Source organism: Streptomyces sp. NPDC058619, from assembly GCF_042717785.1.
GTDB lineage: Bacteria > Actinomycetota > Actinomycetes > Streptomycetales > Streptomycetaceae > Streptomyces.
Genome location: NZ_JBHXQN010000015.1, coordinates 109,848 through 124,736 on the forward strand (window position 1 = coordinate 109,848; position 14,889 = coordinate 124,736).

General features: G+C 70.2%; 14 protein-coding genes and 1 tRNA gene. 8 read left to right on the forward strand and 7 right to left on the reverse strand.

Annotated features, from left to right (window positions below; genetic code table 11):
• Positions 1-52 precede the first annotated feature (52 nt).
• The 7 genes from ACFWTC_RS17520 to ACFWTC_RS17550 all read left to right on the forward strand — a co-directional run bounded on the left by ACFWTC_RS17520 (position 53) and on the right by ACFWTC_RS17550 (position 7,200).
• Positions 53-286, forward strand: coding sequence for a DUF6257 family protein (locus tag ACFWTC_RS17520; protein WP_371593073.1), 234 nt, complete (start codon positions 53-55; stop codon positions 284-286).
• Positions 287-378: 92 nt separating this feature from the next.
• The gene (locus ACFWTC_RS17525; protein WP_384027730.1) at positions 379-2,505 is read left to right on the forward strand and encodes an ATP-binding protein; all 2,127 of its coding nucleotides are present in this window, start codon (positions 379-381) and stop codon (positions 2,503-2,505) included.
• Between the two features lie 295 nt (positions 2,506-2,800).
• Complete coding sequence (locus ACFWTC_RS17530) at positions 2,801-3,739, forward strand: bifunctional DNA primase/polymerase (protein WP_384027732.1); 939 nt, start codon at positions 2,801-2,803, stop codon at positions 3,737-3,739.
• A complete protein-coding gene (locus tag ACFWTC_RS17535) occupies positions 3,736-4,053 on the forward strand; it encodes a hypothetical protein (RefSeq protein WP_384027734.1) in 318 nt (105 codons plus the stop codon). The genes ACFWTC_RS17530 and ACFWTC_RS17535 overlap by 4 nt, the downstream gene beginning before the upstream one ends.
• Complete coding sequence (locus tag ACFWTC_RS17540) at positions 4,050-5,492, forward strand: phage/plasmid primase, P4 family (protein ID WP_384027736.1); 1,443 nt, start codon at positions 4,050-4,052, stop codon at positions 5,490-5,492. The genes ACFWTC_RS17535 and ACFWTC_RS17540 overlap by 4 nt, the downstream gene beginning before the upstream one ends.
• Positions 5,493-5,569: 77 nt before the next feature.
• Complete coding sequence (locus ACFWTC_RS17545) at positions 5,570-5,758, forward strand: helix-turn-helix transcriptional regulator (RefSeq protein ID WP_384027738.1); 189 nt, start codon at positions 5,570-5,572, stop codon at positions 5,756-5,758.
• A gap of 56 nt (positions 5,759-5,814) precedes the next feature.
• Positions 5,815-7,200 carry a tyrosine-type recombinase/integrase gene (locus tag ACFWTC_RS17550; protein WP_384027740.1) on the forward strand — a complete coding sequence of 462 codons (1,386 nt, stop codon included), beginning with the start codon at positions 5,815-5,817 and terminating at the stop codon, positions 7,198-7,200.
• 88 nt (positions 7,201-7,288) lie between these two features.
• Here ACFWTC_RS17550 and ACFWTC_RS17555 read toward each other — a convergent pair whose 3' ends face one another.
• The 7 genes from ACFWTC_RS17555 to ACFWTC_RS17585 form a co-directional block, all read right to left on the reverse strand.
• Positions 7,289-7,885 (reverse strand): RICIN domain-containing protein, encoded by a 597-nt coding sequence (locus ACFWTC_RS17555; protein ID WP_384074239.1) that lies wholly within the window; start codon positions 7,883-7,885, stop codon positions 7,289-7,291.
• Positions 7,886-8,293: 408 nt separating this feature from the next.
• Positions 8,294-8,383: transfer RNA gene (locus ACFWTC_RS17560), tRNA-Ser, on the reverse strand.
• A gap of 50 nt (positions 8,384-8,433) precedes the next feature.
• Positions 8,434-9,408, reverse strand: a complete 975-nt coding sequence (locus tag ACFWTC_RS17565; RefSeq protein ID WP_383925669.1) for a peptidase — start codon at positions 9,406-9,408, stop codon at positions 8,434-8,436.
• A 185-nt stretch (positions 9,409-9,593) separates the two neighbouring features.
• On the reverse strand, positions 9,594-10,643 hold the full coding sequence (locus ACFWTC_RS17570; RefSeq protein WP_384027743.1) for a YeiH family protein: 1,050 nt from the start codon (positions 10,641-10,643) through the stop codon (positions 9,594-9,596).
• The gene (locus tag ACFWTC_RS17575; RefSeq protein WP_383925674.1) at positions 10,643-11,191 is read right to left on the reverse strand and encodes a cysteine dioxygenase; all 549 of its coding nucleotides are present in this window, start codon (positions 11,189-11,191) and stop codon (positions 10,643-10,645) included. Before ACFWTC_RS17575 ends, ACFWTC_RS17570 begins: the two co-directional genes overlap by 1 nt.
• Before the next feature lie 79 nt (positions 11,192-11,270).
• Complete coding sequence (locus ACFWTC_RS17580) at positions 11,271-12,176, reverse strand: LysR family transcriptional regulator (RefSeq protein ID WP_383925677.1); 906 nt, start codon at positions 12,174-12,176, stop codon at positions 11,271-11,273.
• Between the two features lie 108 nt (positions 12,177-12,284).
• Entirely contained in the window at positions 12,285-13,856 is a 1,572-nt protein-coding gene (locus tag ACFWTC_RS17585) for a S1C family serine protease (protein WP_384027745.1), read from the reverse strand.
• A gap of 226 nt (positions 13,857-14,082) precedes the next feature.
• On the opposite strand from ACFWTC_RS17585, the gene ACFWTC_RS17590 reads away from it, so the two are divergent.
• Positions 14,083-14,883, forward strand: a complete 801-nt coding sequence (locus ACFWTC_RS17590) for a glycerophosphodiester phosphodiesterase (RefSeq protein WP_383925682.1) — start codon at positions 14,083-14,085, stop codon at positions 14,881-14,883.
• Positions 14,884-14,889: the final 6 nt, after the last annotated feature.

Sequence of the window (14,889 nt, forward strand, 5' to 3'; positions counted from 1 at the left end):
GCGGGTGGTGAGGGGAGCCGGACAGCCCGGTCTCCGGAGATGGAGTCCCGTGATGGCGAAAGACCCGAAGTTCACCGCCGGTGAGACCGCCCGGATGGGCTGGTACGTCGCCCGGATGGCCAAGCGCGGCATCGCCGGGGAGAGCGTCTACCTCGGCGACTTGGAGCGCAAGGTCGACCGGATCATCGACGGCGCCCGCGACCGCGAAGAGCGCGAAGCGAAAGACGCGGCAGCGGCCGAGAAGGCCGCACGCAAGGCCCGCGCCAAGAACGGCAAGACCAAGTAGCTGTGCCCCGGGGCGGCCGTCCTCTCGCCAAAGAACGTCGGCCGCCCCGGGCTCCATCATCCCGCCTCTCAGCAGGACCAGGAGTCCCCAGCATGACCGACAACGTCGTCCCCCTGTTCAAAGACCCCTCGACCTCGACCGACCCGGTTACCGCGGCTTCCCCCATCCCCACCCCGGCCCCGGCCGCCGCCGGCACGGTCCGGCCGGTGCGGGTGTGGAAGCGCACCGCCTCCGGTGTCCGTACGGCCGTCACCAGCGAGCGCACCAAGACCGCCGCGCGGCTGGTGGCCCGGCACGGCATGTACGTCATCGGCGGCACCCGGATCACGGCTAAGCGGACGTGGGACGGGCGGACCGCCTCCCGGTACGAGCGGATGATCCGGGCCGCCGAAGCGGCCGGGAACTGGGAGGAGGCCAAGGAGTGGGAGGACCGGCTGCAGCGCTTCCGCTCCGGCCGCCACCACCGCCGCATGGACCTGCTCCGCTCCGCCCCCGACCTCGCCAAAAGCGCGGCCGTCGGCACCGGCCTCACCGTCGGTGGCCTCCTCCTGCTCGGCATCGTGCTGGCCATAGCCAACAAGGACATCTCGTGGCTGTTCGCCCCGATCAGCGCCGTGATCGAGACGATCCGCACGATCGTGGTCGTGGCCACCGTGGTGTGGGGGCCCGCGCTCACGGTCGGCCCGTGGATGGCTTTACTGGCCCTGTGGGGCGTCGGCCGCCGCCAGCAGACCGCACCGCAGTGGACGCTCCCCGCCCAGCACCGCGACGACGCCGGAGCACCCATCACCCCGTCCATCGTCGTCACCGCCCTGCGCGACCTCGGTATCGCCCCGCTGAGGGGTGCCATCAAGGACATGGGGGATGCCGGCGCCGCGATGCTCGGCCCGATCCGCATCGCCGGATGCGGCGTGGAAGTCGACGTCACCCTCCCCTCCGGCGTCTCCACCGCCGAAGTCCAGGGCCGCCGTCGCAAGCTCGCCGAGAACCTCGCCCGGCACGAGCACGAGGTGTTCATCACCCTGCCGGCCGCCGCCCGCACGGTCCGGCTGTGGATCGCCGACTCCGGCGCCCTTGACCAGCCGATCGGACCGTCTCCGCTGGTCACCGACGAGACGATGACCGCGAACTACAAGACCGGCAAGGCCCCGTGGGGTCAGGACCTGCGCGGCGACGCTGCGGCCATGAGCCTGTACCAGCGCATGGTGCTGGCCACGGGTCTGTCCAACCAGGGCAAGACCGCAGCCCTTCGCGCCCTGGCACTCTGGCTCGCGCTGGACCGCACGGTGGAGTTCCGGATCGCTGACCTCAAGGGCGTGGGCGACTGGGGCATGTTCGATGGCCTGGCCACCACCCTGATCCAGGGCCCGACAGACGAGCACGTCATCGAAGCGACAGAGATGCTCGAAGGGCTCGTGGCGGAGATGGAGCGCCGGATCCAGGCCCCGCCCGGAACCGTCTTCACGCCGCTCGTCGGCATCGTGGACGAAGCGCAGGTCGCGTTCATGTGCCCGGCCATCGGCACCGACAAGCGCCCGTACGGCGGGTCGAAGGCCACCTCCCGTTACTTCATGGCCGTCCGGAAGATCCACAACCAGGGCCGCGCCGTCGACGTCACCCTGTGGGAAGGCACGCAGGACCCCACCGACCAGAACCTCCCCAAGCTCGTCCGCGAAGGTGCCCACACCCGCATCTCCCTCGTCCTCGGCACCGAGTCGCAGGCCCGCATGGCCCTGGGAGACAAGGCCATCGACGGCGGGGCCGCCCCGCACCTGCTCCGTCAAGGTCTCGACAAGGGCACCGTGGTTGTCGCTTCGGATGGCATCGCGATCCCGGCCGGGCAGGCGTCCATCACGGTCCGCACGCACTACATCGACACCGAACAGGCCGCCCTGATCGCCGACCGGGCGAAGGCTCTGCGCGACGGGGTCACCACCGCCCGCAGCATCGACCACGGGCCGGCCGTCGACCCGCTCGCGGACATCCTGTCCGTGCTCGGCACCGAGCCGCGCGTCCTCACGCAGGACGTCCTCAAGCGCCTCGCCACGCTGAACGAGAAGGCCTACGGCGGCTGGTCGTTCCTCGACCTCAAGCGCGTCCTCGACGGCACCCCCGCCGCTCCCTACAAGTCCGACGGCCGGATGGTCATCGGCCGCGAACGCGTCGCCCGCCTCCTCGCCAACCGGCCCGAGACGGGTTCCGCTTCCGCCGCCGAGTAGAGGGAGCCGACCCCCGCACGGGTCAGGGAGGCAGGGAGAACTCCCTAACCGCCTCCCTGACCCCCATCCCTGGACTTGACCTGCGGAAATGATCTGCCAGGGAGGCAGGGAGGCACCGCAGGTCAGACCGCCGAAACCCCCTCCACAAGCCTCCCGGCAGGGGGTGCCTACGCCTCCCTGCCCGCCCGGCAGCAGGGATTCCGTTTCACCCGTCCGAACATGCCGAGAGCGGCCCCCACTCACGCCAATGACCGGGGCCGCTCTCGTCCAGAACGCAAGAACTGGAGAGACCAGCATGACCCACCCGACCGACTTCCCGCGAGACCCCAACCGGCTGGCCTTACCCGCCCACCTGCGTACCGCGCTCTGGCTCGCCGGGATCGGCCTGCCCGTCCTGCCCCTGCGCGCGAGCAAGCTCCCCGTGGGCAACTGCCCGGCCTGCACGAGCAGCAAGGCCGCCGGTCCCTGCCTGTGCGGCGACCGGCCGCACATGAAGTACGCCGGGCCCTGCCAGTGCCCGGCCCCCTGCCACGGCTGGGCCGCCGCCACCACCGACCCGGACGGCCTCACCTCCCCGGCGTGGGCCCGCGCCTGGCACCAGGCCGGAGGCGTCGCCTACCACCCCGGCGGCGCCGACCTCACCGTCGTGGACCTCGACAACGCCGACGCCATCGCGTGGGCCCGCCAGGCCCTCCCCGCGACCAAGGTCGTCCCGACCACCCGGGGCGAGCACTGGATCTACCGGGGCGCCATGCAGTCCGCCAACAAGGTCCGCCCCGGCATCGACATCAAGTCCCTCATGGCCTACACCGTGTGGCGCGGCCCCGGCATCGGCCCCATTACGGCTCTGCCGGACCTCGTCCGGGCGCTGGTCGTGAGGGAAGAGTCCACCCGGCCGCCTCGGGGGGAGGTGGACTCTTCCTCTCCCGGCCGCGCCACCTGGGACCGGTCGGTGGCCACCGGGTGCCGCCACACCGACACCTTCGTACAGACCGGCCTGGCCCGGGGGCTCGCCAGGATCGCCGCCTGCCGCGAGCAGGGCGCAGGTAGCACCGCCTACGGCGTTGCCCGCTTTCTCGCCAACCAGCACACCGCCTGCCCGGGGCCGTGCGGGCTGGAGACGCTCGGGCTCCAGGTCATCGGCGCGGCCGTCGACGTCGGCGTCCCGGAGGCGTACGCCGAACGCGCGGTCACGCGCGGCGGCCTTCCCGTCATGGCGGTGAGGGCATCGTGACCACCGGCCCTCGCTCCGCCGAACCGACCCGCGCCACGGACGGCGGTGGTGCGCCGAAGGTCGTCGCCGAAGGCGTCCCTTCTGTCCTTCGCTCTGACCTCGGCTGGGACGACGGGCGCCGCCCCGTCGCCTGGCTCCACATCACCGCCCCCGGACGCGGCGTGACCCCGTCGGTCCGGTCCTGGTGCGCGTGCGGGCGGGACCTGTTCGCCGCCGGCCAACGCCGGGCGCTCGCCCTGATCGCCGACCACGGGCAGCACCGCACCACCTGCGCCCACATCACGCCCGCCCAGGAAGGGAGGAAGGCCGCATGAGCCTCGCCAAGGACTTGCCCGCTCCGTCCAACCCCATGGCCGTCGCACGCCGGATCCTGCCCGACTGGCAGGACGAGCAGGGGCGCCTGCTGTGCCGGCGGTGGCGGGGCGCGTGGATGCGCTGGACGGGCACCTGCTGGCGCGAGTTCGAAGACCTCCGGATGCGCAAGCGGCTGTACGAGCAGCTGGAGCACGCGACCTACGTCGCCGGATGCGACAAGGACGGCGTGCCCGAGGTCAAGGAGTGGGCGCCCACCCGCACCAAGCTCAGCAACCTCCTGGACACCCTGTCCGCCATCACCCTGCTGCCCTCCGAGGTGGACGCCCCGTCCTGGACCGAGCAGGAGGAAGCTGCTGGGGACCGAAGCCCGATCGTCGCCTGCGAAAACGGACTCCTGCGGATCCGGGACCGGGCGCTGCTGCCTCACACGCCGGGGTTCTTCAACCTGGTGTCGGTGCCGTTCGCCTACGACAAGGACGCCACGGCCCCGGCCTGGCGGAAGTTCCTGAACCAGCTCTGGCCCGAGGACCCCAGCGCCATCCAGGCCTTGCAGGAATGGTTCGGCTACGTCCTGTCCGGCCGCACCGACCAGCAGAAGATCCTGCTGATGAAGGGGCCCACCCGGTCCGGGAAGGGCACCATCACCCGCGTCCTGACCGAGTTCGTCGGCAAGAAGAACATCGCCGGACCCACCCTGGCCAGTCTCGGCACCAACTTCGGACTGTCCTCCCTCGTAGACAAGCCCCTGGCCGTCATCTCCGACGCACGCCTGACCGGCAACGAGGGCGGTCAGGTCGTGGAACGGCTCCTCACCATCTCCGGTGAGGACACCATCGACATCGACCGCAAGTACCGCGACCTGTGGACCGGGAAGCTCCCCACCCGGCTGATGATCCTCACCAACGAACTCCCCAGCTTCGGAGACTCCTCCGGCGTGATCGCCCGACGGTTCATCGTCCTCAACATGACCGTCTCCTGGCTCGGCAAAGAAGACACCACCCTCGACGAATCCCTCAAGCGCGAGATGCCCGGCATCCTCAACTGGGCCCTCGACGGACTCGCCCGACTCCAGCAGACCGGCCGAATCACCCAACCCGCATCCTCCCAAGACGCGGTCATGATCATGCAGGACACCGCATCCCCCACCAGCGCATTCGTCCGCGAACGCTGCAACGCCGGCCCCGCCTGCGAAGTACCCGTCGACGCCCTGTGGGCCGTCTGGCGCGAGTGGGCCGAAGACAACGGCGTACGCGCCGGAACCAAACAGGTCTTCGGCCGCAACCTCCAATCCGTCGTCCCCCAGCTCCGCCGAACCCGCCCACGCGACCAGTACGGCCGGCAGGTCCCCGCGTACAGCGGGATCACGCTCAAGCAGTCCGAGCCACATTCCCCTGAGTCGCGACTCAACGCGACTCAACCCCTCGCAGACCACCTCTGAGACGCGTTGAGTCGCGACTCAACGCAATGTGAATCCAACACGCCCAGGACAGCCCAGACGGCAAGGAGTGGACGACGATGGCCCGCCCCCAGATGCTCAAGCTTCCCGAGGTACTGACTGAACTCGGCATGAGTCGCGCCGCCTTCTACCGCATGCGCGCCCGTGGGCAGGGCCCGCGACTCATCAAGCTCCCCAACGGCCAGCTTCGCGTCCGTCGTGCTGACTTGGACGCCTGGCTCTGCGGGTGCGAGGAAGCCGCTGCCTGATCCACCCGACACTGAGGGGCCCGCCTTTCGGTGGGCCCCTCTCCCTTTGGAGAGACATGCTGACGTACGACGTTGATATCTGGTCCATTCGGGAGCGGAAGGGCCGCCCCAAGCCGTTCGAGCTGCGGTGGCGAGTGGGAGTACGGGCGCACTCCCGAAGCTTCAAGCTCAATGTGCAGGCCGACGGCCGACGTTCTGAGCTGCTCACCGCGCTGCGCAACCGGGAGCAGTTCGACGAGCAGACCGGACTGCCGGCCTCAGAGTTCGAAGCGCTGAGCACGCCTACCTGGTACGAGCACGCCACGGCCTACGTACTGATGAAGTGGCCGAAGGCCGCAGCCAAGCACCGCGCGAGCATCGCGGAAACGTTCGCCACCGTGACGCCAGCGTTCGTATCCAGCTCACGCGGCGCTCCCGACTCCACCGTCTTGCGGAAGGCGCTGTACGGGTGGGCATTCCGCGCGGTACAGGCAGACGGCGGCCCCCTTCGCCTGCGACACGAGGTCGAGAAGCCGCCCGAGGACATCGCGGCAGCCCTCACCTGGGTCGCGTCGAACACGGTCAAGATGACCGAGGTCGCACGGTCGGAGTGCCTGCGTGGGGCCCTTGATGCCCTATCCAAGAAGCTCAATGGGAAGCCGGCTGCGGACAACACTGTGAACCGGAAGCGCATGGTCATGAGCAACGCCCTGCGATACGCCGTGGAGCGCGGCACCCTCCCCGCCAACCCCCTCGGCCGTCTCGACTGGACCGCTCCCTACAAGGACGACGAGGTCGACTTCCGGTACGTACCCAACCCCGATCAGGCCGCAGCTCTGATCGACGCCGTGAAGCAGTCTGGCGGACGAGGGGAGCACATGGCTGCATTCTTCGGCTGCCTGTACTACGCGGCCATGCGCCCTTCGGAGATCGCCGCCCTTCGCGCTGCGGACTGCACCTTGCCCTCAGCCGGGTGGGGAGAGCTTGTCCTCGCGGGAAGTCGCCCCGAGGTCGGCTCGGGGTGGACCGACGACGGGCAGTCGTTCGAGCAGCGAGGACTGAAGCGCCGTGCTCGCACTGCGACCCGATCAGTGCCCATCCCGCCCGTCCTGACCACGATGCTCCGGGGGCACAAGGAGAAGTACGGGGTGGCCGATGACGGTCGGCTGTTCCGTGCAGCGCAGGGTGGGCGCGTCCGGTCAACGGAGTACTGCGACCTCTGGGACGCCGCCCGGGTCAAGGCGCTGGGGACAGAGGAAGCAGCAACGCCTCTAGCAGACGTGCCCTACTCGCTGCGGCACGCCGGGGTGTCGCTGTGGATCAACTCGGGGGTGGACCCGGTGGAGGTAGCACGCCGAGCCGGGCACAGCCTCACGGTGCTCTTCCGCTTCTACGCCAAGATCCTTCGAGGCCAGCAGGACCGGGCCAACGAACTCATCGAGAAGGGACTGAGAGGCGGGTGACTCCGGGATCCTGGCGCCTGGCCCACACAGAGGGCGGGCACCCGATTCGGGTACCCGCCCTCTGACCTGCTGCTTATCTGACCTGTATTTAGGCTACCTTGAGGAACTGCCATTGCTGGTTCCAGCCACCCCACCACTGCGCTTGAACCACGTTGGCGGCGTGGGCTTTGCTCTGGTGAGCAACATCCAGGACGCCTCCAGAGTGGCGGGCGATGATCCTCAACCACGCTCCCTCCTTCGGCATGGAAGTCCCATCGGGGAGCGTTTCAAAGTCTGCCGAGGACGTGCCTCTTACGTTCCATTGCTGATTTTCACCCTGCCAACATCTGCCCTGGATCACGTTGGCGGCATGGGCCTTGCTTTGGTGAGCGACGTCCAGGCACATGTCCGAGTGGCGCGCCCGGATCTCAAGGAATCCGCTGCTGAGTCGGACAACTCGCCACTGCTGGTTCCACCCACCCCAGCATCTGCCCTGGATCACATCGGCAGCATGGGCCTTGCTTTGGTGAGCGACGTCCAGGCACATGTCCGAGTGGCGCGCCCGGATCTCATAGAACGACGAGAAATTGACAGGTTCAGGGGGCGCGCCGGCGGCTGTACCCGTCAATGCCAGAGATCCCGCTACGAGAACGGCGCTTGCACTGGCAATCGCTCGCCTAGGTGCACGGATGTACATATTAGCCATCAGGACCACCTTGTGCGTGTGCGCCCCCACCTGGTGCTGAGCCGGGGCCGTGTCCCAAGCCACCGACGGTGAGACGTCCGCGTGTCCGTGTTCGGACACTCATGGGCGTCTACCACAGATCTTCTCAAGCGTATGCCTGCGCCTTAGTTCACGCGACCTGCGGACACGCCAGGCGCGCAGCCTCACGGTGCTGTTCCGCCTTTGCGTCAAGATCCTGCGGGGCAGCCTCGAACCAACCAGCTGATCTAGAAAGGGCTGAGCAGCGGTAACACTCGGATCTTGGCCCACAGATGGCCCAGACACGCTGATCAACAGTGAGATACCGGGGACCCAAAGTGAGACAGGGCAAGCGCAGAGGGCACGCCCCCGGTTCGAAGACATGCCCTCTGACCTGCTACTTCTCTCACCTGGCGGTGGGTGTGGGATTTGAACCCACGGTGACATCGCTGCCACGACGGTTTTCAAGACCGTTCCCTTAGGCCGCTCGGGCAACCCACCTGGCCGGTACAGAGTACCGGGCTGTGGAGGGCGCCGGGGCGGGTGCGGAATCAGGCGGTCTGGGCCTTGTCGTAGGCCGCTTTGGCTTCGTTGCCGAAGTACGGGCCGTACATGCGGTTCGGCAGGAAGGTGTAGCCGAAGCTGTTCACCGAGACCTGGGTGCCCAGGCCGGTGGCCTCGTTGAAGTCCTGGAACCAGGGGCCACCGCTGGAGCCGCCCGTCATGTTGCAGGCCAAGCTGTGGTCCTTCGTCAGGAGGAAGTCCTTGCCGCTGTTGCCGCTGCAGTAGACGAGCTTCGTGCCGTCGTACGGGGCTGCGGCCGGGAAGCCGAAGGCGTACATCCTCTTGCTGTAGCCGCCATTGAAGAGGATGCCCTGCGCTCCCACGGCCTGGGCCAAGGTCTGCCCGTTCAGCGGGGCGACGACGGCCAGGCCGACGTCCATGTTCATGTCCTCGCTCGCGGCCCACTGGTCGGTGGCGAACGTCTTGGTCGCCGACCACTGGCCGTAGGGGGCGGTGCCGTTGTTGTAGGCGGGGACGAAGACCCAGTTCGTGTGCCAGGCACCCTGGTACTTCACGCAGTGGCCGGCCGTGATGACCGTGCTGCCGTTGGCACTGGTGATCGAGTCGCCGGAGCAGGAGGCGGTCCGGCTCCCCATCGTGAAGAAGACGCGGCCCGAGGTCTTCACGACCGCGCCGCCGCCCGTCCAGGCACCTCCCGCCTGCGGGAAGGCCGTGGGGGAGACCGTGCGGGACACGGGGGACGGGGCCGTCGGTGCGATGGCCGTAGGGCGCGTCGGGGCCGAGGCGACGGGGACGCGGGACGGGCCGGGGACCGCCGTGATGTCGAGCGCGGTCGCCCCGCGCATGCGCTCCACGGTCCAGAAACCCGGGGCGTGCTGCTGCCGGAAGGACGCGGAGACGGGGGTGTCTGCGGCGGTCACGGGGGCCGCGGCCGTCAGGGCGCCCGCGATCAGGGCCCCTGCCGATAAGACGACGGACAAGATGGTGCGATGACGATTCACGCAGGACTCCTTCTGCCGTGCCCGGACCGGGGCAGGGTGGGGGTGAAGAACGGTCGGTGCGGATCGGCTCTGCGCGGTGCGGCTTGCCGGGGCAGAGTGGCACGGCCGCGCGTCGATGTCAGGAGGCAGTCGGAACGTTCGGTCGGTTCTGGCCACCAATTGGCCAACTCCTTGCCGTGCAAGGGTCATACGGTGAGCAGTACGCCCACGTACGAGGCCCCGGCCACCACCACCCAGGCGCCGAGCCCCAGGGCCGCCGCACGCCCCCCGGTACGGGCCAGCGTCGGCAGGTGCACCGCGCTCCCCAGCCCGAACAGGGCCGCCGCCAGCAGTGCCTCCTGCGCGGTGTGCGCCCACTCCAGGGCCGCGTCGGGCAGCGCTCCCGTGGCCCGCAGCGCGGCCGCCGCCAGGAACCCGGTCACGAACAGCGGTACCGGAGCCGGCCGACGCCCCGCGGCGGTGCGGATCCCGCGCCGCCGGGCTCGTACGGAGAAGGCCACGGCGGCCACCAGCGGGGCGAGCAGCGCCACCCGCATCAGCTTGACCAAGACCGCCTCGCCGAGCGCTCCGGGGCCGGCGGTCTGCGCGGTCGCCACCACTTGGCCGACGTCGTGGACGCTTGCCCCCACCCACCGCCCGAAGGCGGGATCGGAGAGCCCGAGCGGGCTCTGGAGCAGCGGCAGGACCGCGATGGCCATGGTGCCGCACAGGGTCACCAGCGCCACCGAGGCGGCCACGTCCTCCTCGTCGCTGCCCGACACCTCGCTGACCGCACCGATCGCCGAGGCTCCGCAGATCGAGTATCCGGTGGCGATCAACAGCGGTTGATCTCCCGGGAGCCCGAGCCGGCGGCCCAGCCAGAGCGTGCCGAAGAAGGTGGCCGCGACCACCCCGGCGACCATGGCCACCGTGGCCCAGCCCAGCCGCAGCACCTGGTCCAGGCCCAGTCCGAGGCCGAGCATGACGATGCCGATCCGCATGAGCCTCCGGCCGGCCAGCGAGAGCCCCGGGCGGGCGGATCCCCGTACGAAGCCCCGCAGGCCGGGCAGGTGCGCCGCAGCGATGCCCAGCACCACGGCGGCGGTGAGCATCGGCACCGCGGGCAACGCCCGGTGGATGACCCAGGCCGCCAGCGCACCACCGGCGGCCGTCGCCAGGCCGGTCCAGGGACCCGATGTTTCACGTGAAACAGTGCGGGCCGCCGACGCCCCCTGGGGGCGGTGGAGGAGCGCCATCAGTCGACGGGGAGCGTGTAGGAGCGGCGGATGCTGGTGCCCAGGCGGGACACGTCGGCGCCGTACACGTGGAGGGATATCGCCGTGGTGGAACAGGAGTTGCGGACCTGGTGGATGTCACCGGGCGGGGCGAAACCGCACACCTCGCCCTGCCCGTTGACCACGTCCTCCGTGGCCACCAGCCGGGCCGTTCCGACGCCGGGCGCCAGCCGGTAGCGCCGCTCGCTCTCCTCGCCCTGATGCACGCCGGCCACGCACCACGACACGTGGTCGTGGATGCAGGTCTCCTGGCCGGGCAGCCACACCAGGGCCACCACCGAGAAGCTGCCGTCGGACTCGGCGTGCAGGATGTGCTGCCGGTAACGGTCCGGGGACCCTTCGCTCTGGGCCGGGGTCAACAGGTCGGGAGCGCCCAGGTGCGGTGCGAGGCGTTCGCCGACCAGGTACGCGGTCAGGTCGGGAGCCAGGCCCCGGTGCACGACAGTACGGATCTCACTGACGAGGGCGGCCATCCTCGTGGTGGGAGGGGCCGGCGTGGTGGTGGTCATGTCGGCAGGGTCCTGCGGACGTTCCATCACGTCCAACGACAGTTGTGACCCGAAAGCCCAAGCACCGCTTATGGGTCGGTCAGCAGCCGACCCGGTTCGCCGCGACCCGCTTCAACGCGTCGAGCACCACGGCCGTCGCCGGGACGCGCAGGTGGTCCCGGTAGACGTAGGCGGCGATGTGACGGCGGGCGGCGGGCTGGAGCGCCCGACCGCAGACCCGGTTGAGGGACAGGGAGGGGAGCACCAGCGCGGGCATCATCGCCACGCCCAGACCCTGCGCCACCAGGCTCTGCACCACCAGGTTGTCGTCGGTCGCGAAGCGGATGTCGGGTACGAAGCCCAGCTCGGCGCACTCGTGCAGCAGGTTCGCCCGGCAGCGCGGGCAGCCCGCGATCCACCGCTCCCCGGCGAGGTCGGCCAGGTGCACGGCGCGCCGCCGGGCCAGCGGGTGGCCGGTCGGGAGCAGAACCGTCAGCTGGTCCTCCAGCAGCCTGACCTCGGCGACCTCCTCCGGGATCTCCTCGTGCAGCCCCGGATAGGTGAAGGCCAGCGTGATGTCGCACTCCCCGCGCTCCAGCCTGCGCAGGGAGTTCGGGGGCTCGCCCTCCAGCAGTTCCACCTGAATGCCGGGGTGGTCCTTGTCCAGGCCGCTGAGCGCCTCGGGGACCAGGGTGGCGTTGGCGCTGGGGAACCCGCACAGCCGGACCCGGCCGGTGCGCAGGCGGGCGTACGCCTTCAGCTGCGCCTCGGCCGCGGAGAGGCTGCCGAGGATGCTCACGGCGTGCCGGGACAGGGACTCCCCCGCTTCGGTGAGCTGCATCCTGCGGCCGACCCGGGTGAACAGCGGGGTGCCGACGGCGCGTTCGAGCGCCTTCATCTGCTGGGTGATGGCGGGTTGGGTGTACCCCAGGACGCGGGCAGCCGCCGAATAGGACCCGGAGGCCACGACCGTGTGGAACGTCCTTATGTGCCGGGAATCGAACACGAGCGAAGCATAAGCGGACGTTGGGAGGGGCCGCAGGCGGAATCCCGCCTACGGCCCCTCCGGACCCGCCACCGTCAGCCCCCCGCTGTCGGCTGCTTGTCCCCCCGGCTACTTGTCGCCGACCCGCGAGCCGAGCGTGATGTCGACCGTGCTCGGCTTGCCGTCGCGCTGGTAGGTCAGCTTCACCGTGTCGCCGGGCTTGTACGTCCAGATCATGCTGATGAGCGTCGGGCCGCTGTCGACCGGCTTGCCGCCGAACTCCGTGATCAGGTCGCCGGGCTTGAGGCCCGCCTTGCCGGCCGGGCCGTTCGGGTCGACCAACTCGTTGGCGGGCGCACCCTGCTCGGAGATCTTGGCGCCCGCGACCTTGGCCTGGAGGTCCACGGAGACCGAGATCACCGGGTACACCGGCTTGCCCGTCTTGATCAGCGACTCGGCGACGTTCTTCGCCTGGTTGATCGGGATGGCGAAGCCGAGGCCGATCGAGCCGGCCTGACCGCCGCCGAAGCCGCCGTTGCCGGCCGACTGGATGGCGGAGTTGATGCCGATGACCGCGCCGCGTCCGTCGAGGAGCGGGCCCCCGGAGTTGCCCGGGTTGATCGAGGCGTCCGTCTGCAGGGCGCTCATGTACGAGTTCTTGCCGCCGGAGCCGTCACCCGAGGCGACCGGGCGGTTCTTGGCGCTCACGATGCCGGTGGTGACCGTGTTCGACAGGCCGAAGGGAGCGCCGATCGCGATGGTGGAGTCGCCGACCGCCACCTTCTCGGAGTCGCCGAGAGGCAGCGGCTTGAGGCCGGCCGGCGGGTTCTTCAGCTTGAGCACCGCCACGTCGTAGCCCTGGGCACGGCCCACGACCTCGGCCTCGTACTTCTTGCCGTCGGAGAAGGTCGCGGAGAGCTTGCCGCCGTTCGCGGCGGAGGCCACGACGTGGTTGTTGGTGAGGATGTGGCCCTGCTGGTCGTAGACGAAGCCGGTTCCGGTGCCGCCCTCGCCGTCGCCGGCCGAGGCCTCGATGGTGACCACGCTGGGCAGCGCTCCGGACGCCAGCCCCGCGATGGAGCCCGCCTCACGCTTGAGGTCCTTGGGGGTGTTGCCCGCGCTGATCGTGGTCGAGCCGGTGCCGTTGTCGCTCCGGTCGGCCGCCCAGTAGCCGACGCCGCCGCCGATGCCGCCCGCGAGCAGGGCCGCGACGAGGACGCCGGCGATCAGACCGCCCTTGCCCTTCGGCTTGGGCGGCGGGGTGCCGTCGGCGCCCAGCGGGGTGCCCCAGCCGCCGCCGTGGCCGCCGCCGCTGTAGGCCGGGACGGTGGGCGGCGGGGGCGGCCACCCCTCGGCGCCGTGCGCAGCCGGGCCGGGGCCCTGGCCGTACGCCGGACCCTGGGCCTGGGGACCCTGGCCGTAGCCCTGGCCCTGGGGGGCCTGGCCGTACGCGGGAGCCGGCGGATGGCCGTACGCCGGGGCCGGGTGCGCCGGGACGGGTGGGATCTGCTGCGTCGGCTCGGTCCCCGGCGGGGTCGTCGGCGGAAGCTGCTGGGTCACCGGCTCGGAGACGGGCGGAACCGGCGCGGAAGCGGGCTGCGGGGCCGGGCCCGCAGCCCGCGTCTCGGAGGCCGGAGCAGGTGGTACGGACGGGGCCGCGGGGTGCTGGGGGGCCGCGGTGCCCTCGTTCTCGTTGCTCACAGCGCTCTCTCCTCGTCACACACGGCTTCGGCAATCTCTGGCGATATCGGTTCGGCTGAACGTTCGACGTGCCGCACAAGTTCCTGGGCAAAGCCTTTCCCATGACCCGTCAGAGCACTGTAAGCCGGACCTGTGAGTCTCCCCGCATTCTTTATATCTGACATTTCGGACGGCCGACAGGACCCGGCCCCGCCGCCCCGCGCCCGCTCGATGGCACCATGACCCGGTGACCCACGCAACGCCGCTTCCCATCCAGGTCGTCGCCCACCGCGGCGCCTCGGAGGATGCCCCCGAGCACACCCTGGCCGCCTACCGCAAGGCCATCGAGGACGGCGCCGACGCCCTCGAATGCGACGTACGGCTCACCGCCGACGGCCATCTGGTCCTGGTCCACGACCGCCGGGTGAACCGCACCTCCAACGGCCGCGGCGCCGTCTCGGCCCTGGAACTGGCCGATCTCGCCGCGCTCGACTTCGGCTCCTGGAAGGACCGCGAGGAGTCCCCGGACTGGGACTCCGACCCCGAGCGCACCTCGGTCCTCACCCTGGAGCGCCTCCTCGAGCTGGTCTCCGACGCGGGGCGCCCGGTCCAGCTGGCGATCGAGACGAAGCACCCGACCCGCTGGGCCGGACAGGTGGAGGAGCGGCTCCTCTTCCTCCTCAAGCGCTTCGGCCTGGACGCCCCGCCCGCCACGGGCCCGCACCCGGTCCGGGTCATGAGCTTCTCCGCGCGCTCCCTCCACCGGGTGCGGGCAGCCGCTCCGACCGTCCCGACGGTGTACCTGATGCAGTTCATCTCGCCCCGGATGCGGGACGGGCGGCTGCCCGACGGAGTGCAGATCGCCGGCCCCGGGATGCGGATCGTGCGCAACCACCCCGCCTTCATCCGCAAGCTTCAGGCCTCGGGCCACTCCGTTCACGTGTGGACGGTGAACGATCCGGAAGACGTTCGGCTGTGCGCTGATCTGGGCGTGGAAGCAATCATCACGAACAGGCCCCGGCAGGTTCTGTCACAACTGGGACGCTGACGTCCC

What these genes read in the sequence shown, in the direction of transcription:
- ACFWTC_RS17555 (WP_384074239.1), bottom strand. Translation starts at nt 7,885, where the DNA reads ATGGCTAATATGTACATCCGTGCACCTAGGCGAGCGATTGCCAGTGCA.
- ACFWTC_RS17550 (WP_384027740.1), top strand. Translation starts at nt 5,815, where the DNA reads ATGCTGACGTACGACGTTGATATCTGGTCCATTCGGGAGCGGAAGGGC.
- ACFWTC_RS17570 (WP_384027743.1), bottom strand. Translation starts at nt 10,643, where the DNA reads ATGGCGCTCCTCCACCGCCCCCAGGGGGCGTCGGCGGCCCGCACTGTT.
- ACFWTC_RS17525 (WP_384027730.1), top strand. Translation starts at nt 379, where the DNA reads ATGACCGACAACGTCGTCCCCCTGTTCAAAGACCCCTCGACCTCGACC.
- ACFWTC_RS17540 (WP_384027736.1), top strand. Translation starts at nt 4,050, where the DNA reads ATGAGCCTCGCCAAGGACTTGCCCGCTCCGTCCAACCCCATGGCCGTC.
- ACFWTC_RS17575 (WP_383925674.1), bottom strand. Translation starts at nt 11,191, where the DNA reads ATGACCACCACCACGCCGGCCCCTCCCACCACGAGGATGGCCGCCCTC.
- ACFWTC_RS17530 (WP_384027732.1), top strand. Translation starts at nt 2,801, where the DNA reads ATGACCCACCCGACCGACTTCCCGCGAGACCCCAACCGGCTGGCCTTA.
- ACFWTC_RS17520 (WP_371593073.1), top strand. Translation starts at nt 53, where the DNA reads ATGGCGAAAGACCCGAAGTTCACCGCCGGTGAGACCGCCCGGATGGGC.
- ACFWTC_RS17545 (WP_384027738.1), top strand. Translation starts at nt 5,570, where the DNA reads ATGGCCCGCCCCCAGATGCTCAAGCTTCCCGAGGTACTGACTGAACTC.